The following is a 24327-nucleotide window of genomic DNA, read 5'->3' as shown; positions in this document are numbered from 1 at the left end:
ACTTCCAACCTATCTAAAACGCAACCATTCTACCATTTCTTACGTCCAATAGAGTAGCTTACTAGAAAGAGGCGGAATGAATGAAAATTGGCAAATGGCTGCTCACGAGCACCTTACTCCTTTCGATAACGGTACCATCAACAGTTCTTGCAGCAAGTAGTAGTCAAATGAGTACGGACAAAACGACGAAATACCGCGTCTACCAGTACAATCAAGTGCTTATGGAATTTGCTACCTATGGGCAAGCAGAGGCCTATGCAAAATGGTTTTCGAATAGTCACGTCGAGGAAATAGGTTCGCGCAACTGGTTGTGGAGCAATTCCCCCCGATATCAGGTCTATCAGCAGGATGTCACCTTACCTGAATGGCAATTTACCACACTGAGTGATGCGATCAATGAAGCTAAGAAATGGACGAACGCTAGTGTACGTGATTTGCAATCGACAGGTTGGGTGTGGAACAACTATGCCCGTTATCAACTCTATCAAAATGAGATCTCTCTCGACTCATGGAAGTTTACTAGTCTGGCTGATGCGGTTGCAGAAGCGAGGAACTGGGGCAATGCCCACATTATCGATTTGAATTCGAACCAATGGATTTGGGATAACATCTCCCCTTCCGACAAAATGGCAAATAGCGCTGGCAGCGTGCTATACAAAGTGTATCAAGGAACGTTTTCAGCACCAAATTGGGCATTCGCTTCCTTAGAAGACGCCATCAAAGAAGCTATCAAATGGGGCAATTCTACAGTCGTTAATGTCAACTCTCAGAAAACCGTCTACAGCAATCTTAAGGTATATAAAGTGTATCAGAACGATGCTTTTCTTCAGGACTTTACTTCCATTGATGAGGCGATTAGCTATGCGCAATTATGGGGACACAGCTCCATTTATCGCGATGGCCGCAAAATTTGGAACAACTTCGCATCTTATCAAGTGTATCAAAGCACGAATCTGATTGGGGAATTTAAAACGTTACCTGAGGCCTTAGCCTATGGGAAACAATACAGCAACGCCTCCATCCAAAATTTAGAGCATCGCATGCTGTGGGATAATTATAAGAAATTACAAGTATGGGGATGGAATGGCAGCTCTGGAGCGGACACCATCAAAGCTCAGGTTGCGAATACATTGGGGCTGGATGTAGATTCTCCTTCCTATTTCGAACTAGGAGATGCTACGGGGACGCTCAAGGATAGTTCAAACGCAGATACGGTCAAATGGCTGCAAAAGATTGGCACCACGGTCTATCCTTTAGTCAGCAATCAATTTAATGCGACTTTAACGACGCAATTTCTAGCAGATAGTACTGCGCAGGACAAATTTATTACGGCTTTAATTAACCGCTCCGTTCAATTAGGGGTCCCTGGGATCAATGTCGATTTCGAAAGCTTGGCAGGTTCAGATCGTAATGCGTTTACAGCTTTTATAGCCAAATTGACAGCCGCAGCGCATGCTAAAGGACTTCAGATTTCCATAGACCTGCCACGCGGCAGTGTTTCGTGGAATCATCTGTCTGCTTTTGATCATGAGAAATTGGGTGCAATTGTCGATTACATTGTCATTATGGCTTACGATCAGTACTGGCGTGGAAGTACATCCCCAGGTTCGGTATCAGGCATTCCTTGGGCAGATGGCGGTGTGCAAGAGTTTCTTTCTTATGGTATTCCTCGGGACAAAATCATCTTAGGCATCCCGTATTATGTCCGTGAATGGCAATTGGATGCCAAAGGAGCGCTTGTAGGTAACCGCACTGTATTGATGAAGGATCTCCCGGCTTTGATCGCCTCCAAAACGACGAAACAAACCTGGGACAATACCTTTGGACAGTATCGTGTGGAGTATCAAGAGAACGGCTTCACTTATGTCATCTGGGTGGAAAATCAAGCAACCGTCACCGCGCGAATGAACATCGCGAAGAAATACGACATTGCTGGCGTTGCAGCTTGGCGATTGGGGTATGACTCAGCGGATTTGTGGCAGGGTGTTTTGCAGAATAAGTAGGAAATAAATAAAACCTGAGCTGCGGTAATTCCGTTGGCTCAGGTTTTTCTTTGCATAGCTTTCATGATACACGGGCTTAAATAAGCCCCAATTGGTTAAAAGTCGTCTCCGTCCCGCAATCCGCGCAGAATTTCGCATCCGCTTTATTTACTTTATAGCACCCTTTGTGCATCAGGCTCTTCTCTTTCGTGCATCGGTTCTTAAGCGGCGCTCCACAGCGTATGCAGTATTTATCTTCTTTCACCGCAACATACTTACACCTGACACAGGTTTGAAGCTCATCCTTATCGGCCATCGGTCCATCCCCTTGAAGTTCGTTGATACGCTTCCTTTATGTATATGTGCGGGAATGGTGAGGTGGTGAGTAAGTATTTTCAGCACGATGTATAAAAAGAGGTCCCTTTCGCCCACCCTATGAAGTAGGGGAGGTGAAAAGGACATGGCAAAAGATGTAATGTGTGAAGTGAATTCCTGTAAATTTTGGTCAAACGGAAACAAGTGCAGCGCTAGCTCGATTTCGATCGTGAGTCACCACGACGGGAATCAAGCTCGTAATTCAAAGGAAACGGATTGTCATACATTTGAGTCCAAGATTTAGTACCTACCAAGACATCCATGAGTGACTTAGAAAAGAGGCCTTAATGGCCTCTTTTTCTGTTCTACTTCTATTGTAACCAATAATGATAATTATTATCAGTGTTCTGAGGAGAGATTTTCTAAGTCAGCGATGTCTTGTGTCGGCGCCTGACATGCGAAGTTCTGGCACACGTAGGCCGTTGCCCTTCCCCCCAGCGGCAGCTTATCTTGCACGAGCGGAACCAGCTTGCGCACCTCTTCGCCTGCCGCACCTGGCGGGTGAAGGATGAGCAGCGTGTTCGGCAGGAACTGTCGCTGCACGGCGCGCAGCAAGTGCTGAGTCTCCGCCTTCGCCGGGTCGCCGGCGATCACAATTTCGCTGGCTTCGCCATATGCGAAATCAAGCGCGGCCAGCGTCAGCGCGTGGCCCGGCGGGTACTGACTGACGGCTCCGGCGAACGCCTGGAGCTGCTCGTCCGCAGCCTGCGACAGCTTCGCGTCGTAGGTCAGCCTAGACAGCCGCAGCATGTTGAGCGCGGCTACACCATTACCCGACGGCATCGCGCCGTCGTAGATCTCTTTAGGGCGGGTGAGCAGCTGCTCGGCATCGCTGCCGTAGAAGAAGAGCCCGCCCCTCGCTTCGTCGCCGAAGAGACGAAGCATGTCTGCGTTCAGCTGGACCGCCTCATGGAGAAATCGCAGCTCGAACGTCGTCTCGTACAGCTCGATCAGGCCCCAGACGAGGAAAGCGTAATCGTCCACGTAGCCCAAGAACGCCGCTTCGCCATCACGATAGCGAGCGAGCAAACGCCCGTCCTCGCGTCGCAGCTCGCGAAGTACGAAATCCGCAGCCTTCGCGGCAGCATCTGCGTAAACTTCCTTGTCCAAGGCACGCGCCGCCTTGGACAGCGCTACGATCATCAGACCGTTCCACGAGGTCAGAATCTTATCATCCTTGCCCGGATGGATGCGCTGCTCGCGATGCGCGAACAGCTTGTTACGTGCCGCCTCCATTCGCTGCTTCAGCACATCCTGTGGGATTTGCTTGCGCTTCGCTAAGGAAACTAGTGTCGCGTCCAGCAGATTCGGGATATTTTTACCCACAAAGTTCCCCGACTCCGTAATATTGTAGATCTCACTATAGAGGTCTCCCTCTTCAATGCCCAGCACGTCTTCAATCTCATCCATCGTCCAAACATAGAACTTGCCTTCTACACCTTCCGAATCCGCATCCTCCGCAGAATAGAACGCGCCTTCTTCGTGCGTCATATCTCGAAGTACATAGGAAATAACTTGCTCAGCAATTTCGGCGTATTGATTTTTGCCAGTCACTTGATACGCTTCTATGTAAGTCATAACCAAAAGCGCATTATCATAAAGCATTTTCTCAAAATGCGGCACTAACCATTTCTCATCAACCGAATATCGCGAAAAGCCGAATCCGATGTGATCATACATGCCTCCACGATGCATCGTATCTAATGTTTTTTCAACCATCTCGAGCGCTCGCTCGTTTCCCGTTTTCATATAATATCTCAATAAGAATGATAAATTGTGCGAAGTCGGAAACTTCGGCGCACTGCCAAAGCCGCCATTTTCGGGATCAAAATTAGACTCGTACATTCGAAAAGCTTCATGCAGCGTTTCTTCTGTTAGAACATCACCCGAGCGATGCTCCAACAACCGACTTTGCGTGTCTTGAATGATACGTTCGCCAGCCTCGCGTATACGCTCAGGATCATCTTTCCACTTATTTGCTATCTGAGCGATAATCTCTACCAGCCCAGCACGGTTATACTTTCGACTGCGTGGAAAATAAGTTCCTGCGAAGATCGGTTTCTGCTCTGGGGTAAGGAAAACCGTCAAAGGCCAACCACCTTGCCCGGTCATGGCTTGGCATATTGCCATGTAGATATGGTCAACATCAGGACGCTCTTCACGGTCCACTTTGATGGAAATGAAATCTTTATTTAGCATATCGGCTATGGCTTGATCTTCGAAGGATTCGTGTGCCATTACATGGCACCAGTGACAAGTACTATATCCAATAGATAAGAAAACAGGTTTATTCTCCTGTTTCGCTTTGCTAAAAGCTTCTTCAGACCAAGGGAACCAGTCAATGGGGTTTTGTGCATGTTGCAGCAAGTACGGCGACTTTTCATTAGCTAATCGATTGGATTTATTTTGCGTTGTCATGAGGCGTCACCTCTTTCAATGATTTAAAAATGTCATTGGTTCTAGTTTAGCATAACGGTCCAATCCAATATAATGAAGGTTTTTATCAAAAATCAGTATTTTTGCTAGGAGGTCTACCGTCATTTCCTTCCATCCGATACTTTACAATGATAAGATACATACTAACTTTGAATAAATATTATCTATAAGATACAAGGAAGGTCATCATGAATTTAACATCTCTTTCTGACAACATTGTGCCGCTTGATTTGAGAAGCTGTCTAATTAGTCAGCGTGGCCAACTTATTTTTGAACACTATCGAAATGACCTAACCATGCGTAAGATAGCTAAAATTAACTCCTGCACCAAAAGTGTCCTTTCTGCCCTGCTGAGTATAGCCGTCGATCAAGGAACATTGCCAGCGCTTACGACGCCGATATCTATGTTTTTCCCAGAGCTTAATGCCGATCCTGATCCCCGCAAAAAAGAGATTACCTTGTATCATTTATTAACCATGACCCCTGGCTTTCGTTGGACGGAATTTGGTGGGCTGAATTCATTTCCGAAAATGACAAGAACCCCCAACTGGGTTAACTATGTTTTGGCACAGCCTCTGTCAGATCCACCTGGTACGCGAATGGTTTACAATTCCGGCGCTTCCCAATTGTTGTCGGCTATTCTGGTACAATCATCGGGCATGCCCGTAGCCGAGTTCGCGGAAGCACATCTGTTCAAGCCCCTTGGCATTGAAACCTATGATTGGGAGCAAGACCCCCAAGGTATTCATACCGGTGGGTTCGGATTAAGCCTTCGGCCTACTGATATGCTGAAATTTGGACAGCTTTACTTACAGCATGGTAAATGGGAGAATAAACAGCTTATTTCAAAGGAAATGGTGTCTAGCACAATAAAGCCAGCCATTACGATTGATGCTCCTAACCGCGGCTATTATGCTTTACATTGGTGGATGGATGCTTATTCGCTCGATGATAAAGACGATTCCGCGCCTACTCTCGCGTATTATTACGCGCGCGGCTTTGGAGGACAGTACATCCATATCGTTCCGAGCCTCGAGATCGTCACTGTTTTAACGAACGATAAACGCCAGAAGGAACAACCTCCCAGAGACGTGTTCCGTCAGTTCATTGCACCACTTTTGATGCAGCAGAACTAAGAACTAGCTCCTTACACCTTCAAGCGTAGGCGCATATACTAAATCACATCTTGCAATATCGAAGGAATGGTGTGTTTTGGATAATTACCCTGAAGGACCTTATAACTATTTTATTCGTTTTATCAGCTCAAACCCTGCTACAAGCTTCAACCAACAAGCTGTGCATCCTCGGATTGATCCTAGCGCATTTGTAGGTCCCTTTAGCAGTGTGATTGGTGATGTAACCATTGCTAGCAACGTTTTCATAGCCCCAAGTGTCAGCATTCGTGCGGATGAAGGAACTCCTTTTTATATCGGGGAAGGAACGAACTTACAAGATGGTGCTATTCTTCATGGGTTAAAAGATGCGAAGGTTATCGTAAACGAAGATCTGTATGCGATATTCATTGATCGTTCTGTCACGATCGCGCATGGTGCCATCGTGCACGGCCCTGTATTTATTGGCAGAGGATCTTTCGTGGGTTTCCAATCTCTCGTGTTCCAAGCAGTCGTAGGGAATAATGTCTATATTTCCAATAATGCTGTCGTCATCGGTAAAGTGAGCATTGCAGATGATCGATTCATTCCACCTGGTGCGATCATTGACACGCAAGAAAAAGCAGACCGCTTAAGTCTACGCCCCAAGGATGCCGCGGAATTCGCGAAAGAAGTAATTCGCATAAATCGTGATTTTTCATCGAGTTACGCTCTCGCCTTTGGCGAACATCGCTGCTCTTGTGGTCTTGCTTGTAATTTGTAAACGCAAAAAGCGCGTTCCGAATCGCTATCGGAACGCGCTTTTTATATTCCTTTTACACATCAAATTCCAACTGCTTCTTCGCGAGCGCAATAAATTCCAACGGATTCGCGACCTGCTGCGGATCATATTCGTAATAGCCAATTTTAAAAATCAGCTCAACTCGATATTTGTCTGCAAACTCGTCCCGGTTGCGTTCATCTACACGTTTTCTTAACCGATCGATGACAATCATCGCACCTGGCCGGTCTGTAAATAAGAGCATTCCCCACATGGGATTGTCCTTATTTAGTAAATAGAGAGAGTCATTCGTTCGAATGCTGCTTTGCCCCATTTTAGACAAGTCTTGCACAGCTTCCATCAATTGTTCTTCCCCGATAATCCGCTTGATTTCGTCCCAATACTTCACACTCATCACGAGAAGGATAATCGGAATGTGGTAGCGTACCGAGAGTGCCATGAAGACAGTGACGTCCGTTTGGAACGAAAATGTATTCTTTAAGCTCGTTTTGGCATCGACAGTAGCCAGCGATTCGTTCATTTTATGCAATTGTTCGTTCTCCTGCTGTAACTGCCGATTCCCTAACGTAAGCAGCCATGTCGCGATGGTAAATAGGGGTGTCATAATCAGCCAGAAATAGTTCTGCGTGCCAATGAGCCCGCCTACGACAACTGTTTGATATAACGTAAATGTGCCGTAGCCAAAGATGAACAGAATGTTCAGAATCAAGCCCGTAGTCACATTGGTAAAATAGGTCACAATCGCAATTAAAAATGCGAGATTTAGAAAGATGATGTTCTGAAGATACAGATTCGGATTACCTGCCGTAAACACGATACTGATAAAGCAGGAAAGGATCAGGAGCAGAAAGGCTCCATCGGACACCATTGAGCTCTGCCAACGCCTCATCGACGATCCCTCCGCTTCTTATTGTATTTACGAATCATCAGAATGAGGGATAGTAGAACTAATAAGGCTACAAGGGCCACCGCGGCCATAAAGCCTAGCACGTCACGGCGCTCAACCACATCACTTAATAGTGAAGATGGCGCAGCTGTTGTCGCCTTTTTAAAGCGGAAAGCTTGAACATGTCCATCTATGTCGGTAACGGCCCCATCACCAAATACTTTCCATAGCGTCCCTTCCGAACCGATCAGCTTTGACGCCAAATACGCATACTCTGAGCTGCTGCCCGTGACAGCCATCATCCCAAATCCGCTGCCATAAGGCGAGTCGATTAATTGCAAGGAACCAATGCGTTTGCCATAGTTGGTCTCGATACTCATTTTTTCATTGGAAACAAAGCCTTGCCCGCTCTTATCATATTTGAAATATAACGAACTGTTATTCGTTCGGATCACTTGGTTGTCCTGATAACTGCCAATGGCGATAATTTCTCGTCCTTTTAATTGGCTGGCCGCGACATTATCTTGATAATAAAGGACTTCACCTGTGTTGGTCTGTGCATACCGACCTAGTAAATTAAAAATATTCGACAACGATTGAAAAACGTACGCATCATGCTTTTGAGGCACGACGACAGCAACTTGATTGTAGCTGCCATCTCTCAGAAATGGATACGGATAGTTGTTGAACAACATGTCGGCTTTGTCTTTGGTATTCAATTGCAGCATCGAATCCTTATCGATAAACGCCCATGGCATCTGCTCCAGATTCTCCATGCAGCCTGCATTTTTGAGTTCCAGATCAAATGCAACCTTCACTGTAAAATTGCCGCTGATATTCAACGTTTTGGGTATAACCACGTTGATATGATCGTCGTCAGCGAGCTCTGTGGACAGCTTTTTGCTGCCAATTGGCGTGTCGTTGATAAAAATTGTGACCATGGAACGATCGAAATCGAGATTTCTAGCATATCTAAAATCCACGCTCAACTTACTCGCATCTGCGATAGACCTATTCCCAGGAAGCGAAATATAATACGCCTTCTCACGGTGCCTGTCACCAACCAGTTTATCCCCTGTCTCTGTTAGTGGCGTATTGCGGCTTACACTCACTGGTGGTGTATCGACTTCCGTCGTCATATCCACGACTTTACGGTCGGAATCGATTTGACTTAGAATCGACTGATTCCCTACCAAACGACCCGCTTTCACGAGAAGAGCTGTATCATTGGACGTCACAACGAGTATAGAACGACCACCCAGGCTTACTAACTGTAGGATGGCTTTATTATCAAGATCATCGATATGTATAGCAGCTTTTACCTCATCCGGCAGATCTGAATAGAGTGAAATAAGTATGACCGCTTGTTTCGTTTTCAAATTATCTGTGGAGTAAGACATAAGCGGAATGCCCTTGTCTGAAACGGGATTCGCCTTTGCGAACCCGGATAGTGCATAGGTTGCGGCTTCGAGCACCGCCATCTGGCTATCCTCGGTCACCGCAATCGCATTCTGTCCCTCTTTAACGGTATCCAAACCGATAAAGTGCGTATTAAAATCACGGATACTACTCGCAATAGCCTCATTCGTGTAATTCACAGCGATCCGTGAGGTTTTGTCAATTTGCAGCCAATTATCTCGGGTATCTGTTGGCAGACAAGCATTTACGACGACGGGTGATGTCGTTTCCAAATGACCTTGTACGGTTAGCGTATTCACGCCTTTTACAATAGCCGAAAGCGGCACTGAAACCGTCATCTGTTGCGTTTTCCCCTCTTGCACCAACGGACGGAAAGATTGAAAAGGAACATTATTTATGGACAGCGTAATGCTTGAACTTTGGTTTTGTAAAAGTTGTGAGATTTGATAATCGAGATGAAGGTCGACACTTGACACGTTCCAATAGTTTTCCACTTGAAAAAATTGTTGCGTATACGTCACTCCACCCAATAATGACGTATCTGCGAAATTAGTTTGAACTTGCTTCGCCCCAGATGAGGAAGACTCATCCGCCCATGTGAATGAGCGAAAAGGCGAAAGAATGAATAGCAGACTTAGAGACACAATCAATAGCCGTCTTAGCTTCATAATGATCTCTCCTACCTAGTACCTTTCGGTTTTATACCATTTTGCTTCTCTTTTGAAAAATAAATCTTTCAAATATCCGTACATCCCATAAGCCGCCACAACCATCCACATCTGACAATAGGACACATACATCAACATAATAATCCACACATTCGATAGCTTCATCTCGCCTTTCTCAGTGACAAGCGTAATGAATGTTCCCACAATAAATAGGATGATGGCCAGTCCCCATAAGAAGGAGCTAAAGCTTGCAATGGTTGTTTTGACATATCCCATCGCATGCAGGACAAGCAGTAAATCAGACATGACTAAGGAAGTTAACAGCAAGATATAAATCGAGATGTAGTATAAAATATCAAAATGAATATTGCGGGCGGAACGTTTAAATAACAATGGAATGTTCTTAACGATGACATAGATATTCCCCTTGGCCCACCGGGTCCGTTGCTTAAACCAGACCTTAACGGTCTGTGGTTCCTGTTCCCAAGTGACTGACTTCGGCTGAAACTTGATCTTATATCCCATCATATAGATGCGGAAACTAATTTCCGTATCTTCAGCGATGGCTTTAACATCCCAGCCGCCCATGCTCTCAATAATCTCGCGTCGCATGATAAAATTCGTTCCAGGGATGGTACATAGCTTGAACAGTTTCCATCGACCCGCTTGCGCCATCCATTGAAAGGATAAGGTTTCGATGTTAATAAATCGCGTCAGGAGGCTCGCATCCCGATTCCTCGTTCGAAATTTGCCAATCACAGCCCCAAGGGAAGGATCATTCGATATCTCCGAGACCAAATACAAGAGGGCATTCTTCTCTGGCGTGTTATCGGCATCATAGATGGCAATGAGTTCTCCTTTGCTCTGCGCAAGTCCCAAATTCAGTGCGTTGGACTTCCCTTTCCCCCCTATAATATTGTCTGTATTAAGGATGATGAGGTTTCGAAGTGGATTCTTCTCTTGCAGCTTGCCGAGCAGCTCAGCGCTGTTATCGGATGAATTATCATTGATCACAATAATTTCATAGCGATCATGTGGATAGTTCAGCGCCAATAAGGATTCCACGGTCTTCGTGATCACTTTGGCCTCGTTGTGGGCAGGTACCATAATACTAACGAACGGCGGCTCCCCGCGAAGGGGCACCACCGGTTTGTTCTCAATTTGAATATAATATAAGTATCCAGCAACAATGAGGACAACATTGACCAGTAAGAGAGACCAAATGCAAAAAACAGAAATGAGCATCAGAATATCTGCAATCGTCATAAGGATCTCCCCTGATGTGTAAATTTTCGTTTATATAGGCGATGTCCAATAATGAGGAATACCATAAAAATAAATAGCGTTGCTATGATCAACACAATGAAAATATTATTTTGCAAGGTAAATAGCGCAGTAAAGCTTTTTTTAGTCTCTTGCACGTACATATGCTCCGAATCGATCTCTTGCATGCTGTTGTTCAAAAGAACGGCCGCGCCGTTGATTTGCAGATGACCGCTGCGTGATGTCATTTCGTTGGCTTCGGTTCGAACCGTATGTGGCACATTTTTGTAATCTGTAAACGTTGTCCAGCTAGCAAGCATGGTATCTAACATCGTCTCCATGTCTTTCCGATTCTCAGGGAACGGATAAACGAGCGCCGTATCCATGGGTAATGGATCTAGGGTTCGATTGGAAAGCGAGTATTTACTTAACTCCTCTGCTGTGATCGTATACATCGATTTCCCAGCAAATACGCTAGATGTCGTTGTTTGAGACCGATACCTGAGACGATTATTCGGCAGAATAATTCCTGAATCAAAGAATGACAAACCTTGTTCCGTATAATGCTGATCGTAGGTCCAGTACAGCTCAGAACTGATCCCCAATGGTACAATGCTATAACCCGCTAAAGCGTCGAGAAAAGCGCTCATCTGTGATTTTAATCCTAAGACATCTGGGCTGGTTGTCGATTCTACCACGGGTGCATTGACGACTATATTTCCATTTCGGGACTGCACATGCTTAAGTGATTCCAAGTAACGCTGCATCGCTGGAAAATCTTGATTACCAAACACAGGTTGAACACTTGCAATAAAGGGGATTCCTGCGCTATACAAGCGATCTGCCATTTCATTGAGTAAATCTAGATCCGAGAAAGGATAAATCTCGTTCAACAATACATAATAGTGACTTGGTGTTGTCACTGCCAGCCAATCTTTCAACACAAAAGAAGCAGCTTGCTCACTTAAATTCCCCTTCACCATATATGGGATATACGCATATTTCCCATTACTTACACTATAAGGAACGCTCGTTCTTCTATTCTCCGATGTTATTTGGCCATATGAATTCCCCGAGTATTTGGTTATATACGAAATGCCATTTACTGAAATTGAATGTTGAGTCAATTTGCCAATCTCAATACGTATTGTATCTTGACTTTGCGTCTGTTCCTCGAGATGCAAGGCTTGCCCAATTTTCGCTGGAAGATGATTTCCTATATGCATATAATCCCCATTGTACTTGTTCATATCCTGCGAAAAAGAATCGGGAAGTGCTGTCATATCATCAACATTATGAATGTCTATAACTTTACTGTATTTGCTCATTGTCCCCGCTTCATACTGATCATAAGAACGTAATGTTACTTGGACACCAAATGATGCAAGTATACGTTGTAAAGCTTCTACATTCCCCTCGTATGGCGTACCAATCGCTAGACTATCGTATACCAGAAGCACACCTGGCGATTCAACTTGAGTAGCTGCTAAAGACTTCGAGGGCAATGGTAACATTACATTTAATCCTACCAGTAAGAAAAGGCATATACAGGATAACCATCGTTTATGCATGCATAACGCCTCCAACTCCTTGGACGATTCTAGGTTCACTTTCACTTTCCACCTCTTCTTGTATCCACAAGCGCTTCGCAAATAAGTCAACTAGGGTCATGAGAGATACCAGATCGAAGATTAGGGTAAATAAAAATTCATGCTTGGCTAAATCCGCATCTCCAGCACCAATAATTGAAACAAAAATACCTGATAGTCCGATTCCAATTAACATGACTATTAACGGCAATCTGATTGCATTTCGCCATAGTTTCTTTCTTAATGCTGTAATAAAAGAAGGCATATAAAGACCGATAATAATAAGGATCCAGATTAAAACAAAACCAAACGTTTTTGGTGTGAAATTATCTTTCAACAAACTATAGCCAGAGAAGAATTTCGTCTGGGCTCCAAATGGCTTGCCCACTGATTTCTCGTAACTTCCCATCGCATGTGGCCGAATGCTAAAGCCGTCACGTGCTGCCAAATTGAGCATTTGACCTGCTTGAGTCGGATGCAATACATAATATTTTAAAATAGAACCAAATCCATATTTGTTATAGAACTCTGTCTGAAGCAGCTCTGAATCCAAATCAATCATTGTGTAAGCATCAAAATATTCACTTTCTTTCAAAATCGCAAATTGCTTATCGATACCAAATGATTCAAGTGTTTTCTCTGGATTATCTGTGACCATAAGTACGCCGCGCGTCATCGCATGATATTTGTTAATGTTCACAAACTCTTTCGGGATAAGCACATACGTCCCAACACCTACGCACAGTAAAGAGATAAGAAGTGTAGTTGTTACTATGCGGTACATTCCTCTCTTGCGGATATAGACGAAAAATATACCAATGATAGCAACGATGATGCCAACAGGCGCATTTTGCTGCTTACTCGCAGTCAATACTATCGCACTAAGAACAAATAGCACGATCATAAGGTAATCATTATATCGTTTCCGATACAGCAGTAATCCGAAGGCTACCATAAATACGCTCATGATGAGTACAACACTTTCTCCATAGAAAGAGTTGAAATACGCGGTATATCCTGTATCTCCTAAAATAAAAATAACTACCGTTGCAACAAGGTAGCCTAACTTATTTGACATTTTCCACGTCAATGCTTCGGTAAATAAATAAATGGCTGTTGTATACAAAATTAAATACATACCTGCCTGATAACGAATATCAAAGGTATCCGTATTGGGATGAAAAAGTTGATTTAATAGCGTTGCTGTTTTAATAAAAAAGGATTGTGTGGAGAAAATAGAAGCACTGTTTTCATTGAAATTCTGAAAAATACCATAAGTTTTAATAAAATAGCCAAAATACTGACTAACATAAGTTGGATCCTTTACATATAGACCATTTAAAATCCGAGCGTAATCGCCATTATCCGCCATTCCGATATAAGGCGGTATAAACAAAGCGAAGACCGTTATTAGAAATACCCCTATGGCCGCGAAGGCGGCAGGTGACATTTTACGCAGCAGAAATTGCCAAATACGTATGACCAAGACGCACTTCACTCCTTCCTATCTATATACATAGGCCAGTAAGGCCATGAGATTATCGAATGAGTAGGCTTGACCCGATGGCACATCTCCGAAGCCCCCCAATAGCGGACTTTGTGCATCTTGCACTTGAAATGCATTCATTCTCTGGATGCTGGCATTGTACAACTCTTTATCCTGAATCACAGATCCTATCATCGCGGCAATGGCATAAATGGCTGTGGATCGGACATCGTTGAGTGGCGTCCCATCTATCGCATATCGGGCAAACAAAGTATCTGATTGAATATGCTCCTTGATATAACGAATGCTAGCATCAGAATGTTGCTTCACTTCCGCAAGATTTAATATGGTTAGCAGCGATTCAACAGTCTGAATCTGCTCCGTTTGATACGAGTTCGTCTTGTAATCATAGCGAGTTTGATAGAAAGGGAAGCTATCAGATAAGTACCCGTTTTTAGCAATATGAACCATGTTTGATAGCAGCTCAGCACTTTTTTTATTAGAAGTTGAGATAAGATCCAGTGTAGCCAAATCAATATAACATAGCGTAATGAACGAATTATTCATATGATAGGATTCGTCATAAAAATCAGTTAACCGTCCGTCAACGACAAGATTCGAGTAAAAACGTTTTCCGAGCGACTCTGCTTCTTTTCTATAGGAAGGCTCATGGAAAACGATAGCAGCTTCTTCTAATGCACGCATGATACGTAAATCATCAACACTCGCATTCAAAGTGAACTTTTTCTGTAATTTGGGGCTGTAGCGGTAGCTGAAACCTGTCTTCATGTCAAAAGTTGCCTTCGCCAGCTGCCATTGTTGTTCGAATTTATCCTTTTGCCCCATTTGGGCATAATAACGCATTAGAAGGCCAGCAGATTCACTCAAAGCCTCGTGCCCTGTTGCCACTTCAGCTTTTTGGTCCGTGTCCTGCCAATTCGTATAGATCCCATAGGGCCCGGTAAGTTGGCCTGTTATAAACTGAAGCAATGAATCTCGCTTACCCGCAACCTGAAATTCTTCGCCAAACGATGGCCGTTCCAGCTGGGAAGCCAATTCCTTCAGCATCGGTGAGGGTCTATTGGTTTGACATCCTGTAAGGAGTGCTAACATGATGAGACTGCTTATTAACATGGTTGTTCGATTTCGCATCTACAAATAAGCAGCTCCCTTACAGTAATTTAATATATAAATATGTCGAAAGATGTCCTATTTTATCATTATACATGATTACGGCCTCAAATCGAATTAGGTAATTACGTGATAAAATAACCACGATTTGGTATTATCTTACCAACTTTCATAAAATAATAAAAGCACCACAAGAATTCGACTAAAAGTCGGATCTCATCGTGCTTACTGATTTTACGAGAATATCATGTTTTTACCATAGAAGATCTCGTCCATCTCCCATTTCACACTTTTCTCAATCTCTTCCTGCTCTTCTTCGCTCAGTGATTCCCTGGTGTATCCGAACAAATAATTATTCAAATCAAATTCTCTTAACTTACATTTCGTATGAAAAATATTTTCTTGATACACATTGACGTCGATCATCTGATATAAGTCTTTAATTTCGTTAGGAATATAATTCTGAATTGAACTGATTTCATGATCGATGAACAGCTTATGTCCACTGATGTCACGTGTAAATCCTCTGACCCGATAATCCATCGTTAGGATATCGTTGTCGAAGGATTGAATCAGGAAATTCAACGCTTTCAGCGGAGAAATTTCGCCGCAGGTAGAGACATCAATATCTGCCCGGAAGGTGCTGATGCCTTCGTCAGGGTGATATTCTGGATACGTATGTACGGTAATATGGCTTGTATTCAAATGCATGACAACTGTATCTGGCAGCGGCCCCGGCGATTCTTCGAAGGACTCATTCGGTTCTTGCTCAATCGGCCCCTCCGATACCAGCATCGTTACACTAGCGCCCTGCGGGACGTAATCCTGCTTAGCAATATTCAACACATGAGCGCCTATAATGTCCGCCACCGTATTCAATAGTGCGGTCAACCGATCCGCATTATATTGCTTGTCTATGTAAGCGATGTACGCTTCGCGCTCTTCTTTCGTTTTGGTGAAACAGATATCATACATGTTAAAACTAAGCGATTTGGTTAGATTGTTAAAGCCGTGCAGAGTAACCATCTGCTCCGATGTAAGTTTCACAATATTCTCCCCCTCAGTGTCATGCTTCTCACACAGATCAGCTATCAGCTACTGTTAGGATGGATTGTTCGTACCGTTTCTATCCATGACTCGCAAGTCTTGCAAAGGCTGCGTCAGTTCACGCCACCGCTCCGGAACTCGTTGAACATCATCTGCATAAACCTCTTCTACATATTTCGATAAGTGACTTACCTTACCTTCAATTAACACTTCTTTAATTTCAGATGCCTTCGTTGGAACCAAATGCTTATTGATTTCTTGAAAACTATCTACAGGCAAGAACATGTCCTGACTTTTCTTATAGGTACAGTTATTGGGGTACCGCGGTGAACTCCCCGAGTCGTATTTGGATAATCTCGCAGAGTCGTAATGGTCTAACAAAAGGGATTGCGCATCGCATTTCAAAACGGCAAATCCTTCTCCCGGCTCCCGCCGAGCGTAGGTATCCAGCATTTTCAGACAATCTCGTAATGTGGGCCAAAAAAAGACATGACGATCGATACTCGCTCGAAATTGTTCCTGTGTCGTAGAAGGGTCTATCATACTGTCTGGAATGCGCAAATGAGCGTTAAGAATAATCGTTTGTCCCTCATGAACCACTTCTTGCTGCATAATTCGCCGCTCATGTGCAGCGCTAGGATAGATATGTTGGCTAGACAACAGCGCATCGAAATGTGCGATTACAGGTAAATTTCTGACTCTTGTAAAATGATATAGGTACCTTCTTCCCTTAGGTTTCGTTACCGCGGTTATCTGAGAAACTTTCATAAGTGGCGTCTCCGTCTTAGTTATATAGGAAGGTAAAAAGACTGCACACGTAATATACGTCGCAGCCTTCTTATCTATTCTTTAAGTATATTTGATGACATTTGCAATTACAATAAAGATCGCCCCAATGATAAACCACATGCACATTAACGGCCAGAAGAAACGAACCCATTTCTGATAAGGAATCCCTGACACCGCCAAACTACCCATTAAAGCAGATGATGTGGGTAGAATCATATTCGTGATCCCATCACCTAATTGAAAAGCGAGTACAGATGTTTGTCTGGTGACACCGAGTAAATCGGATAGTGGCGACATGATTGGCATCGTCGTAACGGCCATCCCCGTACCAGACGTGATAAACACGTTCATAATATTTTGGAACACGTACATGCCCAATACTTGAATCGAGGTCGGCAGATCCCCTACCAGAATCGACAAGCCATTCACTATGCTATCGATCACATTTCCTTGTTCCAGTACAACCATAATGCCACGGGCAATCCCAATAATGAACGCCCCATAGGTTATCGCACTAGCACCTTTCACAAACTCGCTAGCAATACGACTCGGCCCGAAGCCAGCGCAGAAACCAGAGATGACACCCATGGATAAGAAGAGCGCACCTAGTTCCTCCATCCACCAACCTTTTTTGGAAACACCCCAAATGACCAAACCAAACCCGATGATGATAGCCGCAATCGTTAAATAATGCTTCACTTGCATCGTTGGCAGCTTGGATAAATCCACTTTATCACCAGCAACACTTTGTTCAAGTTCATGCACAAGACCTTTGGATGGATCCTTTCTCACTTTACCTGCGTATCGAATTAAATAAAGGCTTGTCACCGTGATCAAGCACACTAATAAAATAACCCGCAACCACGCCCCCGAGAACATCGGAACCTGCGCAATCGCTTGCGCCAATCCAACGTTGAATGGGTTCAAAATACCTGCTGTAAAACCGCAAGATGCGCCTAGTGAAATCATCGCCGTACCAGTCAGCGCATCAAAACCGAGCGCTCGCGCAATTGCAATGCCGATCGGAACGAACACCATAACTTCCGTTGACATCCCCATGGTAAAGCCACCGACGGAGAAGAGTATAAGGAAGATTGGAATGACCCACCTGCCTTTATTCGCAAATGTTTTGGCTACCCGCGAAGTAACAGCCTCGATGGTTCCCGTCGACGTAATAATTTGAAACGCTCCGCCTATGATGAAAATAAAGAAAACGACGTCGGCTGAAGATATCAGACCGTGAACGATCGCTTTTGGAATCTCAATGAAGCTTACTGGGCTTGAAGCCAGATGCTGATAGGATCCCGGAACAAGCAGTGATTTCCCAGACGCGGCATCCTTCACCCGTTCGAATTTACCTGACGGAATCGTGTACGTCAATGCGGCTGCCACGAATATTAGAATGATTAAAATGACAAATGTATGTGGCATTTTGAACCAAGAACGAAAACCTTTTTTGGCTGTCCCTCCTGTTTTAAGTGCGCTATCCATGTCCGTTTCCCCCATTTCTACTCAAATGCCATTGTGTGAATTCCGTGCGAACGCGCTGAAATGCGTCTTGATCTATGCAAAGCTCGTAGGCAGTCATCGCAAGCGCCTTGGCCGCGAGGTTCATCTCGATCATACCTGCTTCAGATCCAGCCAACGCTGCGAATTCAGGCGTGTGTGTTGTCGCGTCTCCTAGTCGGATATAGGGATGAATCGCTGCCGTCACTTGACTCACATTGCCAATATCGGATGAGCCAACTCCACCCTTTAGTGGAGGGGCGAACACCTCAATACCCAGTTCTTCCAAGTTCTGCTCAAACAGTTGCGCCAATGCCTTATTATTGTTCCGTTCGGCATAAATAAGACCTTCAGCAATATCTACTGAAGCCCCCACGCCTTCAGCCGCGCAGCGAACAGCTCGATATACTTTTTCTCTCACTACGGCAAGTTCTTCCACCGTTGACGCTCTTAGAATAAATACAGCTTCGCACAGCTCGGGAACGACGTTTGGCGCATCTCCGCCTTTGGTGATGATGCCGTGAATTCGTACATCTTCCTTCACGAACTGCCTGATGGCATTGATCGCTACAAAAGCATTGATCATCGCATCCAACGCACTGATCCCTTTCTCAGGAGCTGAGGAAGCATGAGCCTGCTTCCCATGGAACGTAAAGGTAGCATCCACACAAGCAAGTGCTCCGCGAAGGACCATCGTTTTGTTCTGTGGATGGCACATCATAGCAACGTCAATGTCACTAAAGACACCTTGCTCCACCATCATGATTTTGCCCCCGCCTTCTTCTTCCGCGGGCGTACCCAGAACAATTATCTTACCAGGAAGTTCTGGATAGGCATCCCTTAAAGCAAGTGCAGCACCTACTGCAGCCGTACCGATTAGATTATGGCCACACGCATGACCGATCACAGGCAATGCATCATATTCAGCCAGCAAGGCAATTGTTGGTCCTCCAGCAGCTCCCTCCCAAGTTGCGCGGAATGAAGTAGGAAGACCCGCTATCCCTAGCTCTACCGCGAATCCCGCTTCCTCTAAGGGTTTCACCAACCAGCCTTGAGCTTGATGTTCATGGAAGCTAAGTTCTGGGTTTGCATGAATCTGCATAGAAATGCAACGCAACTGTTCATCCCGGCTTTCAACCGCTTGTTCAATTCGTCTTTTTGATGGGCTTAACACGTGTTCCATCACATGTCTCTCCTCCTGTCGTTGTCATTGGTGTCTAGATGGTATATGGCGCAAGAAAGTGAATATTTATGTAACTTTATGAATATTTTATCGAGCCATCTTGAAGTTGTACAATCAATAGTTTTTGTGGTTACCCCTTAAAATTTTTTATGAGTTATACGGTGAAATTGAAAAAAACCTCTATCGAGGCCACTCAATGATGAGCGACAGCGTTTAGAGGTAGTTTGATCAGATATGCTGATTTTTCATAAATTGCACATAACGGTTAACGATCGCTAAGTCTAGAGAGGAATTCCTGTACAACATCCACGTGTTCCGCTTAATGGGGTCTCCGCTTTTGCGGATTAATGGAATCGTATACAAGCCATCCTGTGGCTTAACGAACACCCCAGGTACAATCGAGTATCCGAGCCCTTGCTTTACCATTTCCTTACAGGTTTCGTACGTATCAACCCGCATCGTGATGGTTGGAGGTACACTGTATCTCTCGTGCCACCACGCTTGAATCGTTTCACTGAAGGGAGACTGCGTCTGGCTCAACGCTTTAATGCGAGGCTCATAATAGAGAATATGTGGAAGCTCAGGGAGCTGCTCAAGCGCTATTTCCTCTTTGGAAATGATAATAATCGGTTCATCATGGAGAAGGTACTTGGCATCGAACCATGGATATTCCCCGCGAATGATCCCTACATGGATCGCTTCCTGATGCAAGAGATCGAGAATCTCTGGACTTAATGCCGAGGTGACATGAATTTGGACGTCTGGACAAGCTTCATTAAACATTTTTAGCAATGGCGGGAGTTTATATAGACCAAAGTAAGAGGCTACGCCTAATCGAAGCGTACCTTTGACCTCATTTCGCATACCCGTGATGTAATCTTTCATTTTATGTAAATCAATCAGTGTTTTTTTCGCATAGTCGGCCAAGTAACTACCTTCTGGCGTCAGTCGGGTCCCTTTACTCGATTTGGCAATAATCGGCACACCGTATTCTTTCTCCATCTGCTGAATCCGATAAGTGAGTGCAGGCTGTGTAATATAAAGACGTTCAGCGGCTTTCGTCAGACTTTGTTCTTCGGCTAAGTACTGTAGCATGATGCAATCTTTCTCGTTCAAACCAAATCCCCATTCCATAGGAAGAATACTTATCATTATAGCGACAAGAATCTTGGATGACAAAAAGCGAAGCTCCATATTCTGGAACATCGCTCACTTTGGATCCATGTATTCACTTCTCATCATTCACGCTTTAATCCGCTGAACGCCTTCCGGATAATTCTGAATGAAGTCTTGGTACGTTGCACGCCAGAAGGCTTCATCTAGTTCCTCATAGGACAATTCAACACTCTTCGATTTGCCGATTAGTTCCGCATGGTAGCGATAGGCATTGAAGAAATTCCGTTCTGCCCAGGTAAACGAGTAGCCCTTTTTGTCAAACGCATATCTCGCTAACCCCATGCCAACGATCAAGGAAAGACAAGCAGCCATGCCGCGTGTTAGCAAGAAAGCGATAACGCCCTGCCAGCCAATCAGGAGATAACCTACAACAATAGCTATGATCGTCGGGACAAAGAAGACATAGATATGACGAAAAGCAGCACCTAACTGAACGAATGGTACTAAAATAATACCACTCGCGTTACAAATAATGCCGAGAACCATGGCAAACAGCGTACAAATGCCAATATTCTGAGGGCTTAAATGAAGTAGAAAACACACGAGACCGGTTACAAACCCTAAAGAGGAGGACATTAAACTAATTGCTTCTGTGGTTTTTAAAATATGCTGAGGTCTTACTTCTGGATATAATCTTGCCATAAGACCAAAACTAGTCGGCACATCGAGCCTAATGATAAGTCCTTGAGGTGTGTAAATGGCCATAACCGCTACGCTCTCTTCTTACGCGTGACCACATCGAAGATAACGGCAATTGCTAGCACTGCGCCACGGATCATATATTGGTAAGAAATACCAATTCCCATTAAGTTCATCCCACTTGATAAGGAAGCCATAACGACCGCACCGATAATAGAGCCTGTTACTTTCCCTACACCACCTGCTGCCGAAACACCTCCAACATAAGCCGCTGCAATCGCATCTAGCTCAAACAGTGTGCCTGCCGTCGTAGTTGCTGATTGTAACCGTGCTGTAAACAAAATCCCGGAAAGCGCTGATAACAGCCCCATTGAACCGAATACGATATACGTGATCTTCTTTACACTAATCCCGCTCAAATTTGCCGCTTCCGGATTACTGCCCACAGCATAAATATGTCGACCTAATACGGTTGAAGTCGTTAAGAAGTGATACACAGCTACGACGATCATGACAACAATGACTGTCCAGGAAAAACCGTTATAGCCTGCAAGAATCCACGTAATATACGCGATGATTGCGGATACGAAGACGACCTTTACCGTAAAAATATTAGCAGAAACAACATCGAAATTGTATTTCAGCTTGTTATTCCGTTTGGAAAATTCGCTATAGATATATAGAATGATCATCACAGCGCCTAAAATTAAAGAAAGAAGGTTCAAACCGCCAACCTTCGTAATGGAAGGGATGAATCCATTACCAATCGCGTTGAAATGCTCGTCTTTGACGATAATCGTACCTGTTTTCTCCGTTACGCGAAGAAGTGCGCCTCTGAAAATCAACATACCCGCTAGGGAGGCAACAAAGGACGGAATACCGAACTGGGCAACTAACAAGCCATTAAATAATCCTACGATAATACCGAGAACAAGGATGATAGGAATGGTCAGATAGAAGGGTACTCCCGCTTGGGAAAGGAGTACCGCCGCTATGGCGCCTAAGAAGCCGGCAGCAAAGCCAACCGATAAATCGATATGACGAATCACAATAACGAGTGTCATTCCCACCGCAAGAACCGCAATGTATCCCGTCGCATCGATTAAATTACTAATGTTCCGCGATGACATAAATAGTCCATCCGTCATAATGGAGAAAACGAGCATGATAACGAATAAGGCAATATACATCCCGTATTCGCGAATATTAACTTTGATTAGCGATTTCGCTTCACTATAAAATTGCACTGGTCTTCCTCCTATTGCGTCGCAAGCTTCATTATCATTTCTTGATCCGCGTCCTCAATGGACAGCTCACCTTTTATTTTCCCTTCAGCCATCACGTAGACACGATCACTCATGCCTAATACTTCACTGAGCTCCGACGAGATCATAATGATGCTCATGCCTTCGCTGATCAGTTTGTTCATAATTGTATAAATTTCATATTTGGCTCCAACGTCAATGCCGCGAGTTGGCTCATCCAAGATCAGTAAGCTCGGATTCACAAATAGCCATTTCCCGAGTGATACCTTCTGTTGATTACCGCCGCTTAAGTTGCCAACGATTTGTTCCACAGAGGGTGCTTTAATATTCATAGACTGCTTGTAATGATTGGAAATCTTCACTTCTTCGTTATTGTTTATGATCCCTTTGTCAGAGATCCCTTCGAGATTCGCAACGGATATGTTTTGCTTTATATCTTGGATTAGGAACAACCCGTCGCCTTTGCGATCTTCGGTTACATAAGCAATACCTGCCTTAATCGCGTCCTTCGGAAGATTAAACACTTTGTTCACTCCGTCCATCAGGAGCTCTCCGCGGAGCTTATAGCCTTTGGGATTGCCAAAAATACTTTGTGCCAATTCCGTACGACCCGAGCCCATCAAACCAGCAATGCCGACGATCTCACCCTTTTTAATATGCAAATTAACGTCTTTCACAACTTCCCGGCCCAAACCTGAATCATAAGCCGTCCAATGCCGGATTTCGAGAATGTCACTTCCAAATGATTGATTCGTTCTTTTCGGGTAAATATCATCGATCTCGCGACCAACCATGTTCTTAATAATGACGCTTTCCGAAACTTCACCTTTAGCGGCATCCAAGGTACAAATGGTCCTACCGTCTCGAAGAACCGTAATATGATCAGCAATAGCTGTCACTTCTTTGAGTTTATGGGAAATCATAATACTCGTAATCCCTTGTTTCTTCAGATCACGCAGCAATTCAAGTAAGTTATCGCTTTCTTTCTCATTCAGTGCAGCCGTTGGCTCATCCAGAATGAGCAATTTCACGTCCTTGCTCAACGCTTTGGCAATCTCAACCAGCTGTTGTTTACCGACGCCTAAGTCCTTCACAAGCACTTCCGGATTCACATCCAGCTTCACTTTCTGGAGCATTTCTTTCGCTTGACGAATGGTTTGGTTCCAATCAACGAACATGCCTTTCTTCACTTCATTGCCGGCATAAATGTTCTCATAGACGGTGAGATCCGGAAACAGCGCTAATTCCTGATAAATAATGGCGATCCCCGTCTTCACACTATCGCTGATTTTGGTGAATTGCTGGACTTTACCCTCGAAGACGATATCACCTGAGTACGTACCATGCGGATAAACACCGCTAAGCACCTTCATCAGGGTCGATTTGCCAGCGCCATTCTCACCAACGAGACAATGAATTTCACCCTGATTTACCTTAAAATTGACATTCGCAAGTGCCTTCACACCAGTGAATTCCTTGGATATATTGTTCATTTCTAAAATGTATTTACTCATTGTAGGGGCGCTCCTTAACAAGACGACTCTTGGAATAGAGGAATAGTGATAGACGTATCTATCACTATTCCGTCCAAGCT

The 24327-nt window shown here is 44.4% G+C and carries 20 protein-coding genes; 4 read left to right on the top strand and 16 right to left on the bottom strand.

What is annotated here, in order from left to right:
• The first annotated feature begins 80 nt into the window (after positions 1-80).
• Positions 81-2003, top strand: coding sequence for a glycosyl hydrolase family 18 protein (locus A8709_RS14350; RefSeq protein WP_065853054.1), 1923 nt, complete (start codon positions 81-83; stop codon positions 2001-2003).
• Positions 2004-2079: 76 nt separating this feature from the next.
• On the opposite strand, the gene A8709_RS14345 is transcribed toward A8709_RS14350, so the two are convergent.
• Positions 2080-2298, bottom strand: coding sequence for a double zinc ribbon domain-containing protein (locus tag A8709_RS14345; protein WP_065853053.1), 219 nt, complete (start codon positions 2296-2298; stop codon positions 2080-2082).
• A gap of 144 nt (positions 2299-2442) precedes the next feature.
• Here A8709_RS14345 and A8709_RS33680 point away from each other — a divergent pair, with 144 nt between their 5' ends.
• The gene (locus A8709_RS33680) at positions 2443-2601 is read left to right on the top strand and encodes a DUF1540 domain-containing protein (protein WP_084224931.1); all 159 of its coding nucleotides are present in this window, start codon (positions 2443-2445) and stop codon (positions 2599-2601) included.
• A 95-nt stretch (positions 2602-2696) separates the two neighbouring features.
• Here the strand turns inward: A8709_RS33680 and A8709_RS14340 are convergent, their stop codons facing one another.
• The gene (locus A8709_RS14340; protein ID WP_065853052.1) at positions 2697-4775 is read right to left on the bottom strand and encodes a thioredoxin domain-containing protein; all 2079 of its coding nucleotides are present in this window, start codon (positions 4773-4775) and stop codon (positions 2697-2699) included.
• 206 nt (positions 4776-4981) lie between these two features.
• On the opposite strand from A8709_RS14340, the gene A8709_RS14335 reads away from it, so the two are divergent.
• Both A8709_RS14335 and A8709_RS14330 read left to right on the top strand, forming a co-directional pair.
• Positions 4982-5929, top strand: a complete 948-nt coding sequence (locus tag A8709_RS14335; protein ID WP_065853051.1) for a serine hydrolase domain-containing protein — start codon at positions 4982-4984, stop codon at positions 5927-5929.
• A gap of 76 nt (positions 5930-6005) precedes the next feature.
• Complete coding sequence (locus tag A8709_RS14330; RefSeq protein ID WP_065853050.1) at positions 6006-6668, top strand: LbetaH domain-containing protein; 663 nt, start codon at positions 6006-6008, stop codon at positions 6666-6668.
• A 52-nt stretch (positions 6669-6720) separates the two neighbouring features.
• Here A8709_RS14330 and A8709_RS14325 read toward each other — a convergent pair whose 3' ends face one another.
• From A8709_RS14325 to A8709_RS14260, 14 genes are all read right to left on the bottom strand, one after another.
• Positions 6721-7575 carry a diguanylate cyclase domain-containing protein gene (locus tag A8709_RS14325; protein ID WP_065853049.1) on the bottom strand — a complete coding sequence of 285 codons (855 nt, stop codon included), beginning with the start codon at positions 7573-7575 and terminating at the stop codon, positions 6721-6723.
• Entirely contained in the window at positions 7572-9659 is a 2088-nt protein-coding gene (locus A8709_RS14320) for a cellulose biosynthesis cyclic di-GMP-binding regulatory protein BcsB (protein ID WP_065853048.1), read from the bottom strand. Before A8709_RS14320 ends, A8709_RS14325 begins: the two co-directional genes overlap by 4 nt.
• A 15-nt stretch (positions 9660-9674) precedes the next feature.
• Complete coding sequence (locus A8709_RS14315) at positions 9675-10925, bottom strand: glycosyltransferase family 2 protein (protein ID WP_065853047.1); 1251 nt, start codon at positions 10923-10925, stop codon at positions 9675-9677.
• On the bottom strand, positions 10922-12436 hold the full coding sequence (locus A8709_RS14310) for a hypothetical protein (RefSeq protein ID WP_141692533.1): 1515 nt from the start codon (positions 12434-12436) through the stop codon (positions 10922-10924). Before A8709_RS14310 ends, A8709_RS14315 begins: the two co-directional genes overlap by 4 nt.
• 49 nt (positions 12437-12485) lie before the next feature.
• Positions 12486-13997, bottom strand: coding sequence for a glycan biosynthesis hexose transferase WsfD (gene wsfD, locus A8709_RS14305; RefSeq protein ID WP_065853046.1), 1512 nt, complete (start codon positions 13995-13997; stop codon positions 12486-12488).
• An 18-nt stretch (positions 13998-14015) separates the two neighbouring features.
• Entirely contained in the window at positions 14016-15149 is a 1134-nt protein-coding gene (locus A8709_RS14300; RefSeq protein WP_065853045.1) for a hypothetical protein, read from the bottom strand.
• A 213-nt stretch (positions 15150-15362) separates the two neighbouring features.
• Positions 15363-16175: an adenosylmethionine decarboxylase gene (gene speD / locus A8709_RS14295; RefSeq protein WP_065853044.1), complete on the bottom strand. Its 813-nt coding sequence runs from the start codon at positions 16173-16175 to the stop codon at positions 15363-15365.
• A 54-nt stretch (positions 16176-16229) separates the two neighbouring features.
• A complete protein-coding gene (locus A8709_RS14290; protein ID WP_141692532.1) occupies positions 16230-16943 on the bottom strand; it encodes a DUF7002 family protein in 714 nt (237 codons plus the stop codon).
• An 81-nt stretch (positions 16944-17024) separates the two neighbouring features.
• The gene (locus A8709_RS14285; RefSeq protein WP_065853042.1) at positions 17025-18455 is read right to left on the bottom strand and encodes a YfcC family protein; all 1431 of its coding nucleotides are present in this window, start codon (positions 18453-18455) and stop codon (positions 17025-17027) included.
• Positions 18448-19653 (bottom strand): M20 family metallopeptidase, encoded by a 1206-nt coding sequence (locus A8709_RS14280; RefSeq protein ID WP_065853041.1) that lies wholly within the window; start codon positions 19651-19653, stop codon positions 18448-18450. The genes A8709_RS14285 and A8709_RS14280 overlap by 8 nt, the downstream gene beginning before the upstream one ends.
• Before the next feature lie 228 nt (positions 19654-19881).
• A complete protein-coding gene (locus A8709_RS14275) occupies positions 19882-20748 on the bottom strand; it encodes a LysR family transcriptional regulator (protein ID WP_244163191.1) in 867 nt (288 codons plus the stop codon).
• A gap of 147 nt (positions 20749-20895) precedes the next feature.
• Positions 20896-21534: a hypothetical protein gene (locus A8709_RS14270; RefSeq protein ID WP_065853040.1), complete on the bottom strand. Its 639-nt coding sequence runs from the start codon at positions 21532-21534 to the stop codon at positions 20896-20898.
• A gap of 5 nt (positions 21535-21539) precedes the next feature.
• On the bottom strand, positions 21540-22715 hold the full coding sequence (locus A8709_RS14265; RefSeq protein ID WP_065853039.1) for a sugar ABC transporter permease: 1176 nt from the start codon (positions 22713-22715) through the stop codon (positions 21540-21542).
• Between the two features lie 11 nt (positions 22716-22726).
• Positions 22727-24247, bottom strand: a complete 1521-nt coding sequence (locus tag A8709_RS14260; RefSeq protein WP_065853038.1) for a sugar ABC transporter ATP-binding protein — start codon at positions 24245-24247, stop codon at positions 22727-22729.
• Between the last annotated feature and the right edge of the window lie 80 nt (positions 24248-24327).

This window comes from Paenibacillus pectinilyticus (genome assembly GCF_001700435.1).
GTDB lineage: Bacteria > Bacillota > Bacilli > Paenibacillales > NBRC-103111 > Paenibacillus_E > Paenibacillus_E pectinilyticus.
This window is presented reverse-complemented; position numbering and strand designations above follow the sequence as displayed.

Bases quoted from the DNA above. Each gene is read 5' to 3' on its own strand.
- A8709_RS14350 (WP_065853054.1), top strand. From the start codon at position 81: ATGAAAATTGGCAAATGGCTGCTCACGAGCACCTTACTCCTTTCGATA.
- A8709_RS14345 (WP_065853053.1), bottom strand. From the start codon at position 2,298: ATGGCCGATAAGGATGAGCTTCAAACCTGTGTCAGGTGTAAGTATGTT.
- A8709_RS33680 (WP_084224931.1), top strand. From the start codon at position 2,443: ATGGCAAAAGATGTAATGTGTGAAGTGAATTCCTGTAAATTTTGGTCA.
- A8709_RS14340 (WP_065853052.1), bottom strand. From the start codon at position 4,775: ATGACAACGCAAAATAAATCCAATCGATTAGCTAATGAAAAGTCGCCG.
- A8709_RS14335 (WP_065853051.1), top strand. From the start codon at position 4,982: ATGAATTTAACATCTCTTTCTGACAACATTGTGCCGCTTGATTTGAGA.
- A8709_RS14325 (WP_065853049.1), bottom strand. From the start codon at position 7,575: ATGAGGCGTTGGCAGAGCTCAATGGTGTCCGATGGAGCCTTTCTGCTC.
- A8709_RS14320 (WP_065853048.1), bottom strand. From the start codon at position 9,659: ATGAAGCTAAGACGGCTATTGATTGTGTCTCTAAGTCTGCTATTCATT.
- A8709_RS14315 (WP_065853047.1), bottom strand. From the start codon at position 10,925: ATGACGATTGCAGATATTCTGATGCTCATTTCTGTTTTTTGCATTTGG.
- A8709_RS14310 (WP_141692533.1), bottom strand. From the start codon at position 12,436: ATGTTACCATTGCCCTCGAAGTCTTTAGCAGCTACTCAAGTTGAATCG.
- A8709_RS14300 (WP_065853045.1), bottom strand. From the start codon at position 15,149: ATGCGAAATCGAACAACCATGTTAATAAGCAGTCTCATCATGTTAGCA.
- A8709_RS14290 (WP_141692532.1), bottom strand. From the start codon at position 16,943: ATGAAAGTTTCTCAGATAACCGCGGTAACGAAACCTAAGGGAAGAAGG.
- A8709_RS14285 (WP_065853042.1), bottom strand. From the start codon at position 18,455: ATGGATAGCGCACTTAAAACAGGAGGGACAGCCAAAAAAGGTTTTCGT.
- A8709_RS14280 (WP_065853041.1), bottom strand. From the start codon at position 19,653: ATGGAACACGTGTTAAGCCCATCAAAAAGACGAATTGAACAAGCGGTT.
- A8709_RS14275 (WP_244163191.1), bottom strand. From the start codon at position 20,748: ATGCTACAGTACTTAGCCGAAGAACAAAGTCTGACGAAAGCCGCTGAA.
- A8709_RS14270 (WP_065853040.1), bottom strand. From the start codon at position 21,534: ATGGCCATTTACACACCTCAAGGACTTATCATTAGGCTCGATGTGCCG.
- A8709_RS14260 (WP_065853038.1), bottom strand. From the start codon at position 24,247: ATGAGTAAATACATTTTAGAAATGAACAATATATCCAAGGAATTCACT.